The organism is Saccharothrix isguenensis (assembly GCF_052936305.1).
The window spans coordinates 2278319-2297515 of record NZ_CP193626.1 but is presented as its reverse complement, the minus strand read 5'-3'; the positions used below and the strand labels follow the sequence as shown (position 1 = coordinate 2297515).

The window sequence follows — 19197 nt, the reverse complement described above, 5'->3', positions numbered from 1 at the left end:
CCCTAGCCGACGGACCCCGAGTTGCCCGACTCCGTGCCGCCCGACCCTGAGCCGGCCCTGTCGGCGGCTGCCCTGGCCGCCACCACCCCCGCCGCCGCGACCGCTTCGGCTGCCACCTCGCCGATCTTGGCCAACGCGCGCGGTTCGGCGAACAGCTCCACGTCCTGACCGATCTTGAACACCACCGCACCCCCGCCAGGCTCGACCTCGTAGTTGATCCACACGTCACCCGGAACCTGCGCCCACAGGTGCACCTGAGCCCGCCCCATCATCTCCGCCTCCCCGTTCTCCACCTCTGTTATGATCGTGCCGACAATCGCTGATATTAGCAAGTCGCATAACTCGATCGAGTGAGGGACCATGACGACGTCACCGTCTGTAGCCGGCTGGGAGCTGGGCATCCGCCTGCGCGAGCGCCGCGAACTGATGGACATCACCGCCGCGTCGGCCGGGAAGGCCATCGACACCAGCCAGTCGTACGTGTCCGGCGTCGAGAGCGGCAAACTCAAGATCAACGCGAGCAAGCTCGCCGAACTCGCCGCCGTGCTCGACTTCGACGCGACCGAACTGGAGGAACTGCAGGCACTCCGCGAGGCAGCGGCAGAGCGCGGCTGGTGGAGCCCTTACTCCGCCATGTTCAGCGCGGACATGTTGCGGTACATCGGCTTCGAACATGGCGCCGAGGCCGTCCGCGCCTACAACGCCGGGCTGATCAGCGGTCTGCTCCAGACCGAGGAGTACGCGTTGGCGGTCATGCGCGGCGGTGGGCCGAGCATCCGACTGGCCGAGGCTAACCGGCGAGTCGAGGCGCGAATGAAGCGGCAGCAGCGCCTCGACGACGCCGACGACCCGCTCCGGCTCACCGCGCTCATCACCGAATCCGCGCTACGACAGCAGATCGGCGGACGCGAGGTGATGGTGGGGCAACTGAGGCACCTGGCGAACAGGATCGAGCAACTGCCGGAGACACTGGATGTGCGGATCCTGCCGTTCTCCACCGACTACTACAACGCCCTTGGCGGATCGAGCTTCTACATCTTCGGCTTCGCCAGCAGCCGGCTCCCCGAGCTGGTCTGGCAGGAGACGATCACGTCCACGTATCTGATCGATCAACCCATGCGGATGCGTGAGTACAATTTGGCTCACGACCAGGCCATGGCTTGCGCCCTGGACCGGACCGAATCGCTTGATGTGATCCAGCAGATCGGCAAGGAGCTTGAGTGAGGGACCGCATCGACCACGGTGGGTGGTTCAAGGCGAGCCGCAGTGCGGACAACCCTGCCTGCGTCGAGGTCCGGTACGTGCCGGACACGACCGACGTTCGTGACTCGAAGAACCCCACCGGGCCGACGCTGTCGTTCCCCCGCAGCGCCTGGATGCAGTTCCTCGGCCGCCGTCAGCGCTGACCAGACCACGTCACCTCAGACCACTTCGTCCAGCCAGTCCTCGATCCGCTCGGCGACCAGTTCCGGCACCTCCAGCTGCGGCACGTGGCCGACGCCGTCCAGGACGTCGAACCGCCACGACGGGTTGCGGCGGGCGGCTTCGCGGGCCGACGCCAACGGCACCAGGCGGTCCTTCTCCCCCGCCATCAGGAAGACCGGCGTCCTCACCCTGCTCATCGCCGCGTAGTACCGCCGGCTGGTCGCGCCCGACCACACCACGGACCGCGCGGCGGCCAGGAACGCCTCGTCCAGCCCGGGCACCTCGGCCCGCTGCTCCAGCAGCGACATCGACGCGAGGATCATCTCTTCGGGCACGGCCTTGGGGTTCGCGCACACCAGGTTCAGCACCCGCTTGACCTGCCGGCGCGTCGACACCCCGGCCCGCGACTTCGCCAGGAACCACGGCCCCAGCCCCGGCACCGCGTACATCGCGAACGCCGCCGCGACCTGCGGGTCCAGCCGCACACCCAGCGGCAGCGGCACGGCCGGGTCGAGCAGGGCCAGCGCGGTGACGGTCTGCGGGCGACGGGCGGCGTGCAGGACGGAGATCATCCCGCCCATCGAGTTGCCGACCAGCACCACCGGCTCGCCGACGACCTCGGCGAGGAACCATTCGAGCAGTCGGGCGTTCGCGGGCACGGTCGTGGAGCGGCCCTCGGGGTGGGTGAGGCCGAACCCTGCCAGGTCGACGGCCAGCACGCGGTGGCGGTCGACCAGGTGCGGCGCGAGCAGGCACCAGTTGAGGTGCGATCCGCCGAGGCCGTGGACGAGCACCACCGGCGGCCCGTCGCCGCCGAAGTCGACGTAGTGCACCGGGCCGTCCAGGTCGGCGTAGCGGCTCGTCCCGCCCCAATGGTCGAGTGTGGTCATACCGGTCAGTATGTCCCGGACGGGTGGCCGTACAAGCCGGGGCCCTCGATGTCGACCTGGGCCAGGAACGCGGCGGAGGCTTCGTAGGACGCGGCGATCAGCGCGGCGGTGTGCCCGAAGTCGAGCGGGGTGACCGGCTGGACGGGCGGTCCGGGCAGGTAGACGACCGGCACGTCCGCCGACGCCAGCTCGGCTTCCAGCACCGCCTGGTTGCGGGTGCTCAGGGTCACCCAGAACAGCAGCGTCTCGGCGAGGGTCTCCGGCACGGTGGGCAGGTGGCCCGGGAACGCGCAGTCCAGCACGACCAGCGACTTCGCCCCCATCGCGAGCGCCTGGCGGATGGGCACGTTCGCCAGCACACCGCCGTCGTAGAGCACGTGCCCGTCACGCCGGACGGCCGGGTAGATGCCGGGGATGGCGCTGCTCGCCAGCACCGCCGAGACCAGGTCGCCCGAGGTCAGCGTGACGGCGGCGCCGGTCACCGAGTCCACCGCGACCGCGCCGAACGGCAGGGCCAGTTCGGCGAAGTCCCGCGCGCCGCCCAGGCCGAACTCCAGCACCTCGGCCAGCCCGGTGTTGGGGAACAGGTGCGTCTTGTGCTGCCGCAGCGTCCGGGCCTGCGCGAGCAGTCCGCCGGGGAAGACGCGGGCCCTGGTCATGTGCTGCCAGATCGCGTCCAGCCGTTCGAACGCGCCGGCCGGGTCGAGGGCGAGCAGCGAGCCGTTGACCGAGCCGACGGACGTGCCGACGACGAGGTCCGGCGCGACACCGCGTTCGGCCAGCGCGCGCAGCATGCCGACCTGGCCCGCGCCGAGGCTGCCACCACCGCCGAGCACGAACCCGACCGGTCCGGGGAGGTCCACCACGGCCGGGATCGTCCCACCGCACCGTTCACCGCGCCCGTGCGGGCTGCTTGGCGCGCGAGCCTGCCGGTCAGGCCGACGGTGGTCCGGCGGTGATGCGGTCGCGCACCGCGTCGACCGTGGTCTCCCAGTCCGACTCGATCCACCAGGTCGCGCCCGCGTCGGCCCACTCGCGCACGTCCGTCGCCGTCCCCTCGGCGATCACGTCGTAGCCGTCCCACGGCAGCCCGAGCGACGTGCGCAGCTCCTGCGCCTCCGCCACCACCGCCGCCAACTCCTCCGGGTTCGACGGCCCCCGCGCGCCGTCGTCGGCGATCACGTTCGGCAGCAACCCGTCCCACGCCACCGCACGCCGCATCGACACCGCACGCCCGTGAGCGCCCACCACCCACACCGGCACGCGAGGCCGCTGCACGGGCGGTGGCGGCGGGAAGAAGTCCGTCTCCCGCACCTCGTACCGCTGTCCGCTGAACGAGAACGGCTGCCCGCGCATCAGCCCGTCGTACACCGCCAGCCCTTCGTCCAGCAGCAACGCCCGCTCGGCCCGGCTCGTCTCGCGCTCGAACGCCGTCCACCCCGGGTGCAGCGCCCCCAGCCCGACCGACAGCTGCACGCGACCACCGGACAACCGGTCCAACGTCGCCACCTTGGACGCCACGTCCCACGGCTTGAACCGGGCCAGCGGCGTCAGCATCGTCCCCAGCCGCACCGACGACGTGCGCATGGCCGCCGCCGTCAACGCCACCCACGCGTCGACACCCCACACCGCCTCGGCCAGGAACACCCCGTCCCAACCGCACTCCTCCGCCAACGCCGCGCACGACGCCACGTCCGGCGCGTCGAAGAACGGCAACACGATCCCGCAACGCATGCCGGCAGCGTTCCACATCCCGAACGACGACGACCTCGATCCGGGCCGAATCGCCCGTCCGGCTGACCGCTGAGTCAGAGCTTGGAACGATCAGGCGTGACGACGAGTGAGCACACCCCCGCCGACAAGCCCACAGCCGCCGAACCCCGTGGCCGTTGGGCCGCGTACACGGCGAGCACCGGCGCGATCGTCTACGGGCTGCCGCACCTGTGGTGGGGCATGGGTGTGTCGGCCACCTTCCCCGGCGACTTCGAGGCCGCGACCAGCAGCTCGACGGGCAGCGCCGCCATCGGCTACTGGGGGTTCGGCATCCTCTCCATCCTCGCCGCCGCAGGCCCGCCGGCCCTGGTCCAGCGGTGGGGCCGGGTGTTCCCCCGGTGGCTGGTGCTCATCCCCGCGTGGACGGTGTCGGCAGCCCTGGCGCTCTGGGGCCTGGGCTACTTCTACCTCCGGTACTTCCTCGCCGTGGGCCGCGTCGAGTCGGCGGGCGCGTTCGCCGCGCAGGACGCCCACCCTCAGGCGGACTGGGGCCTGCTCTGGTACGCCGACTTCCTGGTGACCGGTATCGCGCTCGGCGTGGCCACGTGGCACTACCAGCGCAGGTCCGCCCGGGGATGACGGGGCACGACCTGCACTCCCCGGCGCTGCACTCCCCGGCGCTGCACTCCCCCGGCGCTGCGCTTCCCGGCGCTGTGCTCGCCGGGACTCACCCGTCGTGGCTTCGCGGACCGGGCGCCCAGGTGGTGGTGAAGGCGGCCCACACGAGCGGGGAGCAGGTGGGGTCGCCGGTCTCCTCCCACCGGGTCGCGGCGGCGCGCTGCCAGTCGTTGAGGGCGGTCACCGGGTGCTCGGCCCGGTGGGCCGCGTCGATCGCCACCACCGTCGGCGCCAGGACGGGCGTCGACGGGAAGTCGGGGACGAGCCGGGACAGCCCTTCGTCGGTCGGCAACGTCCACCTGGTCGCGGTCACGTGCTCCGCGCCGCCGTGGACCATCGCCGTCACCAGGCCGGACGGTTCGGCGAAGCGGAGGTCGCCGCCGCTCTCGCACGCCACGAGCGCCACCCGGTTGGGGATCCGCCACGGCCGCACGGGGCCGGGACGGTGTCCGAGCACGATGTCGGCCGCGGTCAGCGGCCGGTGCGCGCCCAGCGGGGCGGCCCGGCCCGCGGTGTCCGCCGTGCAGGACAGGTGCATCCGGGCGTCCAGGCCGTGATCGCCGGTCGTGACGTGGCCGACGTAGAGGAAGCGCGCGGCGGTGGCCAGCGCCCGTTCGAGGTAGTCGCGGTCGACGTCGTCACGGCGCGCCCCACCCGGCGTGAACGCCCGCGCGGCCAGTTCCGGCGTGACAGGGCCGAGAACCGACCCGAGACCGGACGAGTCGGCGAACCCCGGCACCTTCGGGTCCAGCACGCCCACGACCGTCCCCCGTGGATCGAACCGGGACACGCGGCGACCCGCCGCGTTGCCGACCGTCGCGGGCGGCAGCACGGAGATGTCGAGGTTGTGCACGGCCCGCTCGCCCTCGTCCACGCGCAGCGCCTCCCACGGCACCGACGCGGTCGACGGCGACGGTTGGACCCGCAGGTGCGGCCGGATCCCCTGTGCCAGCCACGAATTCAGCTCGACCGCCAACGCTGCCGGGAACAGCGCCCGGAACAGGCGCGTTGACAGGTCCAGCTCCCGCGCGTGGTCGACCAGCGGCCCGTGGGTCAGCGAACGCCGCAACGCCCGGTCGGCGTCCTCCCCCGGCAACGGCGACGGCACGGCCGCCGCCCACTCGTCCAACACCCCCTGCAGGTTCTCGCGCGGCACGAGCTGGACGCGGGGCCGGTCCGGTTCGTGCTCCCACCGCCACGACAGGTACAGGTCGCCGGCGTCGACCAGCTTCAGCTGCACGGTCACCACGACGCCACCGCCCGTTCCGACCGCACCGGCAGCCCGTACCGCTCCTCGGCCACGTCGATCCAGTCGTCCAGCGCGGTCCGCACCGCCGGGTCGAGCCGGACCCTGGGCGGCAGCTCGAACCCGGCGACAGGAGTGCCGCCGGTCGCGAAACCCGAAGCCGCGTAGGGCAGGTGCCCTTCCCCGACCGGATCGGGAGCGACGGGCGGCTCGGGCAGCATCACCAGCTCACCGCGTTCCACCGGAGTGCCCACGGCGTCCAGGGACACCGCACCCGCGATGTGGTCGATGTACTGGGCCGCCAACGCGACGTCCTCGACCGCCCGGATGGCCAGGAACGCCGACCGGGTCGCGGGCGCGGAGGCCAACGCCACCCAGCGCTCCCGCAGCGGCCCGTGCGGGAACCGCTGCCGCACCGCCTCGGACGCCAGCGCGGCGGGCAACGCCAAGTCCAGCGCGCGCAGGCCGATCACCCGCCGTTCCTCGCCGGTCACCGCCGCCGCCCGGCGCACGAGCGCGTCCGCGCGCCACCACGTCATGCCCAGCACCACGTGCCACAAGCCGGCCGCCTCGCACACCTCCGCCGCCTCGGCGTAACAGGACTCGGCCGCGTCGAACGCCCCCGACGCCTCGAACGCCGACCCCCGGACCTGCTGCACGGCGACCAGTTCCAGCGGAGTCACGGCCGTCCCCATCAGCGCGGCGGCCCTGTCCACCAACTCCAGCGCCTCGCCCGGCCTCCCCCGCAGCACCGCGACCGCCGCCCGACCGTGCAGGCACGCCGCCAGCCGACTCGGGTCTTCGGGGAGCAGCGCCTCGGCCTCCGCGTACAGGGTGTCGGCCCGGTCGACGTCGGACGCGAGGTAGGCGGACCGCGCCCAGCACAGCACAGCGGTGACCTCGCCGTCGACGTCACCGGTGGCGGCGCACAGGTCGCGGGCCAGGGCCATGTGCTCGACGGCGCCGGGCAGGTCCCCCGTGGAACCGGTGATCTCCGCCAACGTCAGGTGGACGTTCGCGGCCAACGACGGCGCGGCGGCGTACGCGAGGTCCAACGCGACCCGCGCCTCGGTGGCCGCTTCGGCATACCGACCGCCGATGGCGAGCACCCGGGCACGGGTGGACCGCACGGCGGCCTCCGACGACCCGGCGTCTTCGACCAGCGCCAACACCTCGACGGCCTCGTCCAGGTCCGCCAGCGCTTCAGGCAGCCGCGTCCGCGCTTGGTGCGTCACAGCACGGGCAACCAACGCGTTCACCAACACCGTGGACGTGCCGTAGACGTCACCGACGAGCGCCAGCACGACCCGCGCCGCGTCCACCGCTTCGGTGCTCCACCGCGCGGCTTCGTCGTGGTCGGCGGACACCCCGACGAGGTTCCCCGCAACACCCGCACGGCACACCAACGCCTCGACGTCGGCCACGTCACCGATCCCGCCGGACGCGGACGTGCGGTCCACGGCCGCGGTCTCGCGGTACGCGGCCTCGAACGCGGCCCGCGCGCCGACCACGTCACCCGCCGACGCCAGCACCGCGCCCTCGGCGTTCAACTCCACGAACCGCAGCCACCGCGGCCCGAGGTGCTGCCGGTCGGGGTTCTCGGACAGCACCCGGCACACCGCCGCCCGCTGCCCGTCACCCGCCTCGTCGGCCAGGATCGCCAGGTTGGCGTACAGGTTCTCCAGGTACTCGGGGGTGTGCTCGGCCACGAGCCGCATCGCGCCGGTGGCCTCGGCCTCGGCTTCCTCCAACCGGCCCACCGCCATCAGCAGCGCGACGCGGGTGGTGCGCAACTCCGCCTGGTGCGGCGGTCCGGCGTCGACCAGCGCGCCCTCCACATCCCGCCACGCCTCGTCCCACCTGCCCAGCGACGGCAGCAGGTCCGCGCGGGACGCGAGGGCCGACGTCCGGATCGGCTCCTCCCCCACCTCGATCGCCTCGGTCAGCAGGTCCACCGCGCGCTGCTGGTCCCCCGCCAGGTCGACCACGTGGGCCAGGTTGACCAGGCATCGCGCACGGTCCTCCGGCGGCGACGCGGCCACCGCCGCCTCGATCGCGGCCCGCGCACCCTCCAGGTCCCCGGCAGCCGCCAGCCGCACGCCCTCGTCGTTGAGGTCGGCCCAGTCGCTCACCGCGCCGTCCGCTCGGTCAGCGTCGCACCGGGCGAACCGACCCGGGACCGCGCGTAGTCGATGATCGCCGCACGTCGGGCGTCCGCACCGGGCGCAGGCGCGGCGGGCACCGCGAACCCGGGCGCGTACACGGTCAGCACCCGTCGATCGGGCGGGAGCAACAACACCGCGGGCGGCACCGGGGACGAACCGGTGATCCGCCCCAGCCGATCGACCTCGTCCAGCGCCACGTCGACCTCGCCCATCCGCGCCGCCAGCGGCCCCGGCCGTGGCCCGGCGGCGACGGAGACCTCCAGCACCGTGACACCCCGCCGCCGCACGACAGCCCACTCGGCGGGCGCAGCGGCGTCTACCACACCGTGCGGCACCAACGACCAGTCCACAGTGGACGAGCCGGTCGACACCGCCACCCCGGCGGACCCGTCGACTCCTCCGGCGGCGAGCGCGAACTCCGACCGGCTCGGCGCCTCCGCCCGGGGAAGCACCGCCCCGTAGTCCTCGGCGAGCGCCGCGACCCGGTCGGCCAACCCGTTCAGCTCGACATCCGGCACGTCGAACAGCACCACCGACGCCAAGGCCCGCTCCACCGCGTCCGGATCGTCCAGCAGGTGCTCCGCAGTGGACACGGCGACAGCACGTTCGGCGTTCAGCACGGCGAGGTCCAGCGCGGGCACACCGGCCACCACCGAAGCAGGCCACCAAGCCTCGGCCCAGTTCAGCTGCGCCACGACACGGCAGGCGTCACGGACCCGCCAGTCACCCACGACGGGCACTTCCACCTCGTCGGCGTCGCCCAGGACCGCATCCGCCGCGTCCCCGTAGACCTCCCACAGCCACTCGGACGCCCGCGCCGGGTCGTGCACCCGCGCCGCCGGCACCGCGCCGCCGGCCAGAACGTCCCACGCCACCACCGCGCCCGCGCCCTCGACCAGCGCCACGACCTCCGGCGACGTCGGCCAGTCACCGACGACGACCTCCGCCGAGCGGGACACCCTCATGCCACGGCCTCCCGTTCCAGCACCGACCGCAGCCGGTCACGCTGGTCCAGGATCACCGACCGCAGCACCCCGTCGAGCAGGTCCCACACCCGGTCCGCGGTCACGGCGTCACCCCGCAGCTCACGGCCGTGCAGCCGCACCCACAGCCGCCGCAGGTACGCCTCCCGCACACCGCGGACGTCCGCGTGGACCTCCGGCGGCACGGCGGACGGCATCCGCAGCACCCGGTGCACGTACGCCTCGCGCTCCCACCGCGACCGCAACCGCGCGGCGGCAGTGCCGGTCCCGGCGCCGGACGGACGCCCGGCGAGGTCGGCCGACGCGTCGCGGCCCAGCAGCAGCACCAGCCGGCTCGCCTCGTCCGCGAGCTGCCAGGCGCCCGCCGACCGGCTGATCTCCCGCCGCACCAACGTCGGCACGTCCGCCAGTCCGTCCCGCCCGAACGCCGTGGTCAGCGGCGCGAACAGGCGTTCCAGGATCGACCGGTCGAACGGCTTGGGCAGGTTCCGCTTCGACGCGCTCCGCCCCAGTTCCGGCCGCTCGGGCCGGTCCCGATCGGTCAACCCGTGGGCCAGCGCCACGCCCGGCCGGTCCAGTTCCGCCGCGCCCGCCGACCCGGCCGAGCCCGCGACCAGCGCCCCGAACAACGCCCGATCCGGTGCGACGGCACAGGTGGCCAGGAACCCGTCGGTCGCCATCGCCGCCGGAACGCCGAGCTCCACCTCGGCCCACGCCGAGTCGAGCAGCCCGGTCAGCTCACCCGCGTTGGCCGGATCGGTGACGAAGTCGCGCAGCGCGGCGACGGTCGGCCCGCCCTGCCCGTGCACCTCGGCGAGCACGGAGCCCGCCACCCGATCAGCGTCCGCCCCCGGCGGCCCGTGCCGGGTGGCGAGTTCGAAACAGGGCTGGAAGTAGAGGTCCTGCGGGTTCCCGTCGGTGATCCACAGCCGCCGGCGTTCCTTCTTCAGCACCACGAACCAACCCGCGGTCGCGGCCAGCACCGGTCCTGCGTCGGCGATCCGGGACCGCAGGGCGTCGGCGTGCTCGACCGCGATCGCGCCCGCGGCGAACTCCGGGTTGAGCACGGGCCGCAGCACCAGCGGATCGAGGATCAGCTTCACCGTGCGGGTCAGCGGACGGCCCGCCGGGTTGCTCAGCGGCGCGACCGCGTCACCCAGTTCGGCCCACGCCCGCGCGACCACCGAGCCGCGCGGGAGCCTCGCCGTCGCAGCTCGCGCGGTGCCCACCCGACCGACCCTACTCGATCTCCATCGCCGCTGGTGGGGGTCTCGTGAACGCCGTTCCTGGGACCGGTAGGCGGCACCCGCACACGAGGCTTCGGTCATCACCCCGCACAGACAGCCACCGAGGACCAAAGGGGGAACCGATGTACCAGACACCGCAGCAGTACTCGCCGGCGATGCCCTACGAGACGCCCCGGCCTCCGCGCCGCCACGCCCTGCCGTTCCTGCTGCCGCTCGTCCTGTTCGCCGGGCTGTTCTTCGGCGGCTCGTACCTGCTGTCGCCGGAGCCGGACGTCGAGGTGCAGCCCGGCTTCGCGTTCGCCGAGGTCGACGGGAGGGACGTGGTCCTGGCGCCCTACGCGCGGCACGGCGTGCGCGGCATGTTCCAGCTAATCACGCAGGACCTGTTCCAGGTGCGGCTCGCGGCCACCGACCCGGCCACCGGCGAGGTGCTGTGGGACACGCAGCTCTCCGACGAGCTGGCCTGGGAGGCGTCGGTCCTCGCCGCCGGGCGGCGCTACGCCTACCTGGCCACCGACTCGGGGCTGGTCGTGGTCGGCTTGGCGGACGGCAGCCTGGTCGCCGAGGGCGACGACGTGGACGGGCTCGGCGACGCGTACGTCGCGGCCCGGACCGCCTACGCGTACGACCCGGAGAACCGCCGGGTGCTGGCCATGAACGCCACCGGAGGGGTGTTGGCGATCGGGCTGGACGAGGTGGTGGCCACGCCGGTCGACGCGCCGACCGCCGCCGCGTGGGCCGGCCGGCTCTCCGTCGAACGCACCCCCGCCGCGCCGCCCACCGCGACCGGCGTCGAGGCGGGGATGAACCCCGGCTCCACCGAGCGGGTCGGGCTGCGGCAGGCCCCGGGCGGCACGCCGGGCAGTGTGCTGGTCCGCGCCACGGCGGACGGCCAGGAGACCCCGGTGGGCGCGACGGTGTTCCACGGCGCCCGGCTCGTGGTCGACGGCGTGACGGCGGTCGGGGTGGCCACCGGGCACGTGCTGGTCGAACACCAGCGTTCGGTGAACGACCAGGGCATCGCGCTCAGCCTGGTGTCGCTGGCCACCGGCCAGGTCACGGCCACGCTGACGGTCGACTCACGGGTGGACCGCGCCCTCGTCGGCCCGGACGGCGTCACCGCGGTGGCCGTGGGCGACGTGTTCGCCACGGCCCGCGGTGACGGCCGGGTCGTCGCCCTCGCCATCGGCCTGGCCGACTTCTTCGGCTCCCACCGGTAACTCACCGCGATCCACCGCGAACGAAAGGACGAAAACCATGAAGGTGACCAGCTGGATCGGGTTGTGCGTCGGACTCGCCCTCACCGCGACCTGGGTCGCCGGCGGCCTGACCGGGGACGACGTGACCGCCTGGCTGAACGGCTGGATGGTCGGCCCGATCATCCTGCTGTCCGTCGTGCCCACGCTGTTCTCGCTGGACAAGGTCTTCGGCGGCGGTCTGGCCGCGCTGACCGGCGGTGTGCCCAAGGAGTTCCGCGACGCGCCGATCGGCATCGGCACCGTCGTCGGCGTGGCCCGGACCGGCCTGACCGTGAACGACCAGCCGCAGCTGGACATCCGGCTCCAGGTGGACACGGCGGACGGCCGCTCGTTCCCCGGCACCGCCCGGCAGGTGGTGGACCTGACCGACCTCGCGCTGATCGTGCCGAACGCGGTCCTCCCGGTCCGCTACCTGCCCGACGGCAGGGCGGTGCTCGCCACCGACGCCCCCGCGCACGAGCTGCAGGCCGCGCTCGACCGGGTGCAGGTGGCCAAGGGGTTCCTGACGCCGCACCAGCTGCGCATCACCGAGCAGGGCGTGGAAGCCACCGCGATCGTGCTCGCCCTGACCCCGACCGGGCAGCTTCCGGACGGCCGTTCGGCGCTGCGCCTGACCATGCGGGTGACCCGACCGGACGGCACCGCGTTCGACGTCACGCAGGACAAGAAGCTGCAGCCGCAGTCGATCGCCCGGGTGCAGCCCGGCATGGTCGTCAGGGTCATGTACCTGCCGCACGACGAGTCGGACGTCGCCGTGCTCACCACCCTCGCGCCCTAGCCCGGTGAGCCTCGTCGGGGTGCCCGAACGTGCCCGGCCGGGCAGGGCACAATGGCTCGCTGTGACCACAGCCATTCACCAGAGGATCGCCGAGGAGCTCGGGGTGCGGCCCGGGCAGGTCAGCGCCGCCGTCGACCTGCTCGACGGTGGTTCCACCGTCCCCTTCATCGCCCGATACCGGAAGGAAGCGACCGGCGCGCTGGACGACACCCAGCTCCGCACGCTGGAAGAGCGCCTGGGCTACCTCCGCGAGCTGGAAGAACGTCGGGCGGCTGTGCTCGAGTCCATCCGGTCCCAGGGCAAGCTGGACGAGGCGCTGGAGGCCTCGATCCGGGCGGCCGACTCCAAGGCCCGGCTGGAAGACCTCTACCTGCCGTACAAGCCGAAGCGCCGGACCAAGGCCCAGATCGCCCGCGAGCAGGGCCTGGAACCGCTGGCGGACGGCCTGCTGGGCGACCCGATGCAGGACCCGCAGGAGGTGGCGAAGGCGTACGTGACCGAGGAGGTCGCGGACGTGGCCGCCGCGCTGCTGGGCGCGCGGTCGATCCTGGTCGAGCGGTTCGGCGAGGACGGCGACCTCATCGGTGACCTCCGGGAACGCATGTGGACCCAGGGGCGGCTCTCGTCCAAGGTGCGGGAGGGCAAGGAGGAGGACGGGGCCAAGTTCTCCGACTACTTCGACTTCTCCGAGCCGTTCACCAAGCTGCCCTCGCACCGGATCCTGGCGCTGCTGCGCGGCGAGAAGGAGGAGGTGCTCGACCTCCAGTTCGACCCGGCCGACGAGGACGAGCCCACCGGCTACGAGGCGCGCATCGCCTCCCGGTTCGGGGTGGACGACCGGGGCCGACCGGCCGACCGGTGGCTGACCGACACGGTGCGCTGGGCGTGGCGGACCCGGATCCTCGTGCACCTGGGCATCGACCTGCGGTCCCGGCTGCGGGCGTTCGCCGAGGACGAGGCGGTGAAGGTGTTCGCGACGAACCTGCGGGACCTGCTGCTGGCGGCCCCGGCGGGCACGCGCGCCACGATGGGCCTCGACCCCGGTTTCCGGACCGGCGTGAAGGTGGCCGTGGTCGACGCGACCGGCAAGGTCGTCGACACGGACGTGATCTACCCGCACGTGCCCGCGAACCGGTGGGACGAGTCGATCGCGAAGCTGGCGGTGCTGGCGAAGAAGCACGACGTCGACCTGATCGCGATCGGCAACGGCACCGCGTCCCGCGAGACCGACAAGCTGGCCGCCGACCTGCTCAAGCGGCACCCGGACCTGAAGCTGACCAAGGCCGTGGTGTCGGAGGCGGGCGCGTCGGTGTACTCGGCGTCGGCGTTCGCGTCGGCCGAGCTGCCCGGCATGGACGTGTCGCTGCGCGGCGCGGTGTCCATCGCCCGCCGGTTGCAGGACCCGTTGGCCGAGCTGGTGAAGATCGACCCGAAGTCCATCGGCGTGGGCCAGTACCAGCACGACCTGTCCGAGGCGAAGCTGTCGCGCTCGCTGGACGCGGTGGTCGAGGACTGCGTGAACGCGGTCGGCGTCGACCTGAACACAGCCTCCGTGCCGCTGCTGGCCCGGGTCTCCGGCATCACCGCCGGTCTCGCGGAGAACATCGTGCAGCACCGTGACGGCAACGGGCCGTTCCGCTCGCGCCGGGCGTTGAAGGACGTGGCGCGGCTCGGGCCGAAGGCGTTCGAGCAGTGCGCGGGCTTCCTGCGCATCCCGAACGGCGACGACCCGCTGGACGCCTCCTCCGTGCACCCCGAGGCGTACCCGGTGGTGCGCCGGATGCAGGAGCGCGCGGGCGGGGAGCAGCTGATCGGCAACACGGCGGTGCTGAAGTCGCTGCGGCCGCAGGAGTTCGTGGACGACAAGTTCGGCCTGCCGACCGTGACCGACATCCTGCGCGAGCTGGAGAAGCCGGGGCGCGACCCGCGACCCGCGTTCAAGACGGCGACGTTCGCGGAAGGCGTGGAGAAGATCGCCGACCTCAGGCCCGGGATGGTGCTGGAGGGCGTGGTGACGAACGTGGCCGCGTTCGGCGCGTTCGTGGACGTCGGCGTGCACCAGGACGGCCTGGTGCACATCTCCGCGCTGTCCAACACGTACGTGAAGGACCCGCGGGACGTGGTGAAGTCCGGTGACGTGGTGCGGGTGAAGGTGCTGGAGGTCGACATCCCGCGCAAGCGGATCGGGCTGACGCTCCGCTTGGAGGACGAGCCGGGCCGCAAGCCACCGCGTGAGCAGCAGCAGCCGCAACGCGGCGGCGGAGCTGGTCAGCGAGGCGGCCAGCGCGGCGGCGGCCAGGGCAACGGCAAGCCGCGCCAGCAGGAGCGTCCGCCCGCGAACGGCGCGATGGCCGAGGCGCTGCGCCGGGCGGGGCTTGGCGGAAAGTGATCGGGGTACCCGACGGGCCATGAGGGTCGTCGTCACGGGTGCCAGCGGCAACGTGGGCACGGCCCTGCGCCGGGTGCTCACCGGCTCGGGTGACACGGTGGTGGGCGTCTCGCGACGGGTGCCACGGAATTCGCCCGGTTGGGTGACGTGCGACATCGGGGCCCCGGCCGCCGAAGTGGTGCTGGGCCGGGCGTTCGAGGGTGCGGACGCGGTGGTGCACCTGGCGTGGGCGGTCCAGCCCACGCCGGGTGAGCCGGACATGCGGCGCACCAACATCACCGGCAGCGCGCACGTGCTGGGTGCGGCGGAACGCGCGGGGGTGCCGCACGTCGTGGTGGCGTCGTCCGTCGCCGCGTACACGCCCGCGCCGACGCCGGTGAACGAGGACTGGCCGCGTGGCGGTGTGCCGGGGAGCGCCTACAGCGCGCACAAGGCCGAGTTGGAACAGTTGCTGGAGGGACGCGCGGGGGTGGCGGTGGTGCGGCCTTGCGCCGTCGTGCAGCCGGACGCGGGTGCGGAGATCGGCCGGTGGGCGCTGAGCCCGCTGATCCCGCCCCGGGTCCTGGGGAAGCCGTGGCTGCCGGTGCCCCTGTGGCCGGGGTTGCGGGCGCAGGTCGTGCACGCGGAGGACGTGGCGCGGGCGATCCGGGTGGTCCTGCGGCGGCACGCGGTGGGCGCGTTCAACGTCGCGGCCGATCCGCCGTTGCGGGCGCCGGAGCTGGCCCGGGTGTTCGGCGGGTTCCTGCTGCCGGTCCCGTTGGCGGTGCTGCGGGCGGTGGCGTGGCCGACGTGGCGGCTGGGTCTGCAGCCGGCCCACCCGGCCTGGCTGCGGCTGGCCGACCAGGCGTCCCTTGTGGACTGCGGTCGGCTGCGGGCGTTGGGGTGGCAGCCGGAGCACGATCCGCGGCAGGCGCTGGAGTCGTTCGTGGAGGCGGTCGCGCAGGGGCGCGGCACGTGGGGTCCGCTCGCGCCGCGACGCGGGGGTTGGTGGCGCGGGCTGGGCTTCGGCCGGCCGGTGCATCAGAGTCAGGGAGACGTGCGTTGAGCGATGTCGTGGACGCCGTGGTCATCGGGTCCGGACCGAACGGGTTGGTGGCGGCGAACCTGCTGGCCGACGCGGGGTGGGACGTGCTCGTGCTGGAGGCCGCGGACGAGCCGGGCGGCGCGGTGCGGACGGCCGAGCTGACCGAGCCGGGGTTCCGGCACGACCTGTTCAGCGCGTTCTACCCGCTGGGGGCGGCGTCGCCGGTGATCTCCGGGCTGGACCTGGAGCGGCACGGGCTGCGGTGGCGGCGGGCGCCGGACGTGCTGGCGCACGTGCTGCCGGACGACCGGGCCGTGGTGCTGTCGCAGGACGTGGACCGGACGGCGGCGTCGGTGGAGGCGTTCGGCGCGGGTGACGGTGACGCGTGGCGCGCGGAGTTCGACCGGTGGCAGCAGGTCCGCCCGCACCTGATCGAGGCGCTGATGCGGCCGTTCCCGCCGGTCCGGGCGGGAGCCGCGTTGGCCGGGGTGCTGGGGGTCGGCGGCGGGCTGCGGCTGGCGCGGTCGTTCCTGCAGTCGGTGCGGGCGTTCGGGGACGAGCGGTTCTCGGGTGAGGGCGCGCCGTTGTTGTTCGCGGGCAACGCGATGCACACCGACCTGGGGCCCGACCAGGCGGGCAGCACGGCGTTCGGGTGGCTGCTGTCGATGCTCGGGCAGGACGTCGGGTACCCCGTGCCGGAAGGCGGTGCGGGCGCGTTGACGCAGGCGATGGTGCGGCGGCTGGGTGGCGTCGTGCGGTGCGGGCGCCCGGTGTCGCAGGTGGTCGTGGCCGGTGGTCGCGCGCTGGGCGTGCGTGACGCGGACGGCGGGTTCGTGCGGGCGCGCAAGGCGGTGCTGGCGGACGTGCCCGCGCCGGCCCTGTACCTGGGGCTGGTCGGGTCGGAGCACCTGCCGCCGAGCCTGGTGGCGGACCTGGGGCGGTTCGAGTGGGACGACGCGACGATCAAGGTGGACTGGGCGTTGAACGGCCCGGTGCCGTGGACCGCGGTGGGCGCCCGCGGCGCGGGGACCGTCCACTTGGGATCCGACTTCAACGGCTTGGCGATGACCAGCAGCGAGATCGCCTGCGGTCGGGTGCCGAGCACGCCGTTCGTGATCATGGGTCAGATGACGACGACCGACCCGACCCGGTCACCGGCGGGCACGGAGACCGCGTGGGGGTACACGCACGTGCCGCGCGCCGAGCGGTGGTCGGCGGACAAGGTTGAGCGGCGGGCGGACCAGGTCGAGGAACTGGTGGAGCGGCACGCGCCGGGCTTCCGCGACCTGGTCCGGGCGCGCGTCGTGCACGGCCCGGCGGACCTGGAAGCGCTCAACCCCAGCCTGATCGGCGGGTCGATCAACTCCGGCACGGCCGCGGTCCACCAGCAGCTGGTCTTCCGCCCGACTCCCGGCCTGGGCCGGTCGGACACCCCGGTGGACCGGTTGTTTCTCGCCAGCGCCTCGGCGCACCCGGGCGGCGGCGTCCACGGCGCACCCGGCGCCAACGCGGCCCGTGCCGCGCTGGCCCGCAACGGCCTCGCGGGTGACGCCTACCGCCTCCTCATCCGCTCCCTGTCCCGCACCTTCCACTAGCGCGGGCCCTTGCCGACGGCGCGGTTGGTCAGGCGGCGCAGCGATTCGCGGTTGCGGGGGGTCAGGAAGAGGGACTGGACCTGCTGGGGGAGGTAGGAGGGCGGGCCCTTGACGACCTCCTCCCGCATGGTGACCTCGGTGCCGTCGGGGCAGTCGGCGAGTTCCAGCCGGACGCGGGCGGCGCCGAACGGCCACAGGCGCGCCTCCAGCTCCAGCATCCGGGGCGGGTCGACGTCCAGCACCGTGGTCACGTCCTGGACGGCCAGCGGCCACGCGCCGACGCTGTGGTGGATGCGGGTGCCGGTGCCGGGCCACCCCGGGTCGACCTCGCGGATGTGGGCGGCGCCCACCACCCAGCTCGCGTAGGACCACCCGTCGGCCAGCACCGCGAACACCCGTTCCACGGACGTCGGCACCGTCATGCGCACCTCGATCATGCCCACCCGGATTCCCCGGACCGGCACGCGGAAACTACTTGGCGCGGGTGCCCTTGAGCTTCACCAGTTCGGACTCGAACAGGTTGGCGACCACGGCCAGCCCGCCCGGTGTGGCCGGGTCCGGCCGGGAGATGTACGACTTCGTGGTGGACGGCCGCCCGACCAGGGAGAACCGCAGGTCGCCGGTGAGGGCGTTCGTCGCCACCTCGTTGGTGTCCTGGAACGCCCGCAGCACGCCGTCACGGGTCAGCTCCCGCGCCTCGCACGCCTTCTCCAGGATCGCGGCGAACGCCATCCCGACCACGTAGCCGTGGTCGACGGAGCCGGTCGGCGTCAGGTCCGGGTGCTTGCGGGTGAACGCCTCGGCGACCGCGCGCGGCCCCGGCAGGTCCGTCCAGAACGGCGCGATCGGCGACACCACCTGCACCCGCTGGATCACGGCCTCCGCCGCCGGCGAGTCGAGGATCTCCGGGTCATAGCCGGGCACGCTGACCAGGAACGGCGCGTCCCAGCCGAGCTGCTCGGCGGTCGCCACGGCGGTCGCCGTCTGCTGCGGTGACGTGCTGAGGACCACGGCCTTCGCGCCCGCCGCCCTCAGCTCGGCGACCTGGGCGGACACGTCGGCGGTCTCCGACACGGCCTTCCCGATGAGCCGCATGCCCCACTTGTCGGCGGCGAACGCGCTGCCTTCGAGGGCGTTGTCGCCGTAGTCGCCGTGGAGGTGGACGTGCCCGATGGTGTCGCCGTCGTTGATCAGCCCGGTCCGCTTGAAGTGGTCCAAACCGTTGATCACGTCGAGGTCGTACGTCGTGCCGACGATCACCATGTGCGGGTTGCCCAGCAGGGTCGCCGACCAGGACGCGGGCGCGGCGATGGCGCGGGTCTGCATGAGGTCCGGCTCGATGGCGGCGGTCATCGGCGCGCCCGTGACGTCCATGAACCCGAGCACCCGCGGTTCGAGCTCGAAGTACTTCTCCAGCGCCCGGTTGACGTCGTAGCCGTGGTCGGCCTGGATCAGCTCGACCTTGCGCCCGCAGATGCCGCCGCGTTCGTTGAGCTCGCCCAGGAACAGCTCGTAGCCCTTGATCCGGATGAGCGACGTCGTCGAGAAGGGGCCCGTCATGTCGGTGAGCACGCCGAGCGAGATGGTGTCGGCGGTGACACCCGGGCCGGTCTTGATCGGCTTCTCGTCCTCGGCGGCACAGCCGGCCGCGCCGACCAAGGCGAGCACAGCACAGCCGACGATGAGGTTGCGCAAGACAAGACTCCTGACCCATTCACGTTACCGATGGGTAAGGAGTATTGACAGAAGTGGCCCGCATCGCCTAGCGATGTGACATACCGCACGGTCGGTGAACTTCCCGGGCG

Annotated in this window: 18 protein-coding genes; 8 read left to right on the top strand and 10 right to left on the bottom strand. The window is 73.2% G+C overall.

Annotated elements, in window-relative coordinates:
• Positions 1–2: 2 nt before the first annotated feature.
• Positions 3–293, bottom strand: coding sequence for a hypothetical protein (locus ACRAKI_RS11060; RefSeq protein WP_447006963.1), 291 nt, complete (start codon positions 291–293; stop codon positions 3–5).
• Positions 294–360: 67 nt separating this feature from the next.
• Here ACRAKI_RS11060 and ACRAKI_RS11055 point away from each other — a divergent pair, with 67 nt between their 5' ends.
• Positions 361–1224 (top strand): helix-turn-helix domain-containing protein, encoded by an 864-nt coding sequence (locus ACRAKI_RS11055; protein WP_447006962.1) that lies wholly within the window; start codon positions 361–363, stop codon positions 1222–1224.
• On the top strand, positions 1221–1406 hold the full coding sequence (locus ACRAKI_RS11050) for a DUF397 domain-containing protein (RefSeq protein ID WP_447006961.1): 186 nt from the start codon (positions 1221–1223) through the stop codon (positions 1404–1406). The genes ACRAKI_RS11055 and ACRAKI_RS11050 overlap by 4 nt, the downstream gene beginning before the upstream one ends.
• A gap of 15 nt (positions 1407–1421) precedes the next feature.
• Here the strand turns inward: ACRAKI_RS11050 and ACRAKI_RS11045 are convergent, their stop codons facing one another.
• Genes ACRAKI_RS11045 through ACRAKI_RS11035 form a run of 3 tightly spaced genes read right to left on the bottom strand, consistent with a single transcriptional unit; the run spans position 1422 to position 4049 of the window.
• The gene (locus ACRAKI_RS11045; RefSeq protein ID WP_447006960.1) at positions 1422–2315 is read right to left on the bottom strand and encodes an alpha/beta fold hydrolase; all 894 of its coding nucleotides are present in this window, start codon (positions 2313–2315) and stop codon (positions 1422–1424) included.
• Positions 2316–2320: 5 nt separating this feature from the next.
• Entirely contained in the window at positions 2321–3190 is an 870-nt protein-coding gene (locus tag ACRAKI_RS11040; protein ID WP_447008387.1) for a patatin-like phospholipase family protein, read from the bottom strand.
• A 58-nt stretch (positions 3191–3248) separates the two neighbouring features.
• Entirely contained in the window at positions 3249–4049 is an 801-nt protein-coding gene (locus ACRAKI_RS11035) for an LLM class flavin-dependent oxidoreductase (RefSeq protein ID WP_447006959.1), read from the bottom strand.
• A gap of 96 nt (positions 4050–4145) precedes the next feature.
• Here ACRAKI_RS11035 and ACRAKI_RS11030 point away from each other — a divergent pair, with 96 nt between their 5' ends.
• Positions 4146–4667, top strand: a complete 522-nt coding sequence (locus ACRAKI_RS11030) for a hypothetical protein (RefSeq protein WP_447006958.1) — start codon at positions 4146–4148, stop codon at positions 4665–4667.
• Positions 4668–4755: 88 nt separating this feature from the next.
• Here the strand turns inward: ACRAKI_RS11030 and ACRAKI_RS11025 are convergent, their stop codons facing one another.
• The 4 genes from ACRAKI_RS11025 to ACRAKI_RS11010 are packed head-to-tail and all read right to left on the bottom strand — an operon-like array spanning position 4756 to position 10329.
• Entirely contained in the window at positions 4756–5952 is a 1197-nt protein-coding gene (locus ACRAKI_RS11025; RefSeq protein WP_447006957.1) for a CHAT domain-containing protein, read from the bottom strand.
• Positions 5949–8084: a hypothetical protein gene (locus ACRAKI_RS11020; RefSeq protein ID WP_447006956.1), complete on the bottom strand. Its 2136-nt coding sequence runs from the start codon at positions 8082–8084 to the stop codon at positions 5949–5951. Before ACRAKI_RS11020 ends, ACRAKI_RS11025 begins: the two co-directional genes overlap by 4 nt.
• The gene (locus ACRAKI_RS11015) at positions 8081–9082 is read right to left on the bottom strand and encodes a hypothetical protein (protein ID WP_447006955.1); all 1002 of its coding nucleotides are present in this window, start codon (positions 9080–9082) and stop codon (positions 8081–8083) included. The genes ACRAKI_RS11020 and ACRAKI_RS11015 overlap by 4 nt, the downstream gene beginning before the upstream one ends.
• Positions 9079–10329 carry a hypothetical protein gene (locus ACRAKI_RS11010; RefSeq protein ID WP_447006954.1) on the bottom strand — a complete coding sequence of 417 codons (1251 nt, stop codon included), beginning with the start codon at positions 10327–10329 and terminating at the stop codon, positions 9079–9081. The genes ACRAKI_RS11015 and ACRAKI_RS11010 overlap by 4 nt, the downstream gene beginning before the upstream one ends.
• 140 nt (positions 10330–10469) lie before the next feature.
• Between ACRAKI_RS11010 and ACRAKI_RS11005 the strand changes: the two genes are divergently transcribed.
• The 5 genes from ACRAKI_RS11005 to ACRAKI_RS10985 all read left to right on the top strand — a co-directional run bounded on the left by ACRAKI_RS11005 (position 10470) and on the right by ACRAKI_RS10985 (position 17392).
• Positions 10470–11567 (top strand): PA2928 family protein, encoded by a 1098-nt coding sequence (locus ACRAKI_RS11005; protein ID WP_447006953.1) that lies wholly within the window; start codon positions 10470–10472, stop codon positions 11565–11567.
• 37 nt (positions 11568–11604) lie between these two features.
• Complete coding sequence (locus ACRAKI_RS11000; protein WP_447006952.1) at positions 11605–12384, top strand: hypothetical protein; 780 nt, start codon at positions 11605–11607, stop codon at positions 12382–12384.
• A gap of 61 nt (positions 12385–12445) precedes the next feature.
• Positions 12446–14773 (top strand): Tex family protein, encoded by a 2328-nt coding sequence (locus tag ACRAKI_RS10995; protein ID WP_447006951.1) that lies wholly within the window; start codon positions 12446–12448, stop codon positions 14771–14773.
• A 19-nt stretch (positions 14774–14792) separates the two neighbouring features.
• A complete protein-coding gene (locus tag ACRAKI_RS10990) occupies positions 14793–15818 on the top strand; it encodes an NAD-dependent epimerase/dehydratase family protein (protein WP_447006950.1) in 1026 nt (341 codons plus the stop codon).
• Positions 15815–17392 carry a phytoene desaturase family protein gene (locus ACRAKI_RS10985; RefSeq protein ID WP_447006949.1) on the top strand — a complete coding sequence of 526 codons (1578 nt, stop codon included), beginning with the start codon at positions 15815–15817 and terminating at the stop codon, positions 17390–17392. The genes ACRAKI_RS10990 and ACRAKI_RS10985 overlap by 4 nt, the downstream gene beginning before the upstream one ends.
• Here the strand turns inward: ACRAKI_RS10985 and ACRAKI_RS10980 are convergent.
• Together ACRAKI_RS10980 and ACRAKI_RS10975 are read right to left on the bottom strand one after the other, a co-directional pair.
• Positions 17389–17856, bottom strand: coding sequence for an SRPBCC family protein (locus tag ACRAKI_RS10980; protein WP_447006948.1), 468 nt, complete (start codon positions 17854–17856; stop codon positions 17389–17391). The two genes, ACRAKI_RS10985 and ACRAKI_RS10980, sit on opposite strands and share 4 nt — an antisense overlap.
• Before the next feature lie 7 nt (positions 17857–17863).
• Positions 17864–19087 carry an ABC transporter substrate-binding protein gene (locus ACRAKI_RS10975; protein WP_447006947.1) on the bottom strand — a complete coding sequence of 408 codons (1224 nt, stop codon included), beginning with the start codon at positions 19085–19087 and terminating at the stop codon, positions 17864–17866.
• Positions 19088–19197 lie beyond the last annotated feature (110 nt).

What these genes read in the sequence shown, in the direction of transcription:
- ACRAKI_RS11015 (WP_447006955.1), bottom strand. Translation starts at nt 9,082, where the DNA reads ATGAGGGTGTCCCGCTCGGCGGAGGTCGTCGTCGGTGACTGGCCGACG.
- ACRAKI_RS11045 (WP_447006960.1), bottom strand. Translation starts at nt 2,315, where the DNA reads ATGACCACACTCGACCATTGGGGCGGGACGAGCCGCTACGCCGACCTG.
- ACRAKI_RS11055 (WP_447006962.1), top strand. Translation starts at nt 361, where the DNA reads ATGACGACGTCACCGTCTGTAGCCGGCTGGGAGCTGGGCATCCGCCTG.
- ACRAKI_RS11035 (WP_447006959.1), bottom strand. Translation starts at nt 4,049, where the DNA reads ATGCGTTGCGGGATCGTGTTGCCGTTCTTCGACGCGCCGGACGTGGCG.
- ACRAKI_RS11005 (WP_447006953.1), top strand. Translation starts at nt 10,470, where the DNA reads ATGTACCAGACACCGCAGCAGTACTCGCCGGCGATGCCCTACGAGACG.
- ACRAKI_RS10990 (WP_447006950.1), top strand. Translation starts at nt 14,793, where the DNA reads ATGAGGGTCGTCGTCACGGGTGCCAGCGGCAACGTGGGCACGGCCCTG.
- ACRAKI_RS11000 (WP_447006952.1), top strand. Translation starts at nt 11,605, where the DNA reads ATGAAGGTGACCAGCTGGATCGGGTTGTGCGTCGGACTCGCCCTCACC.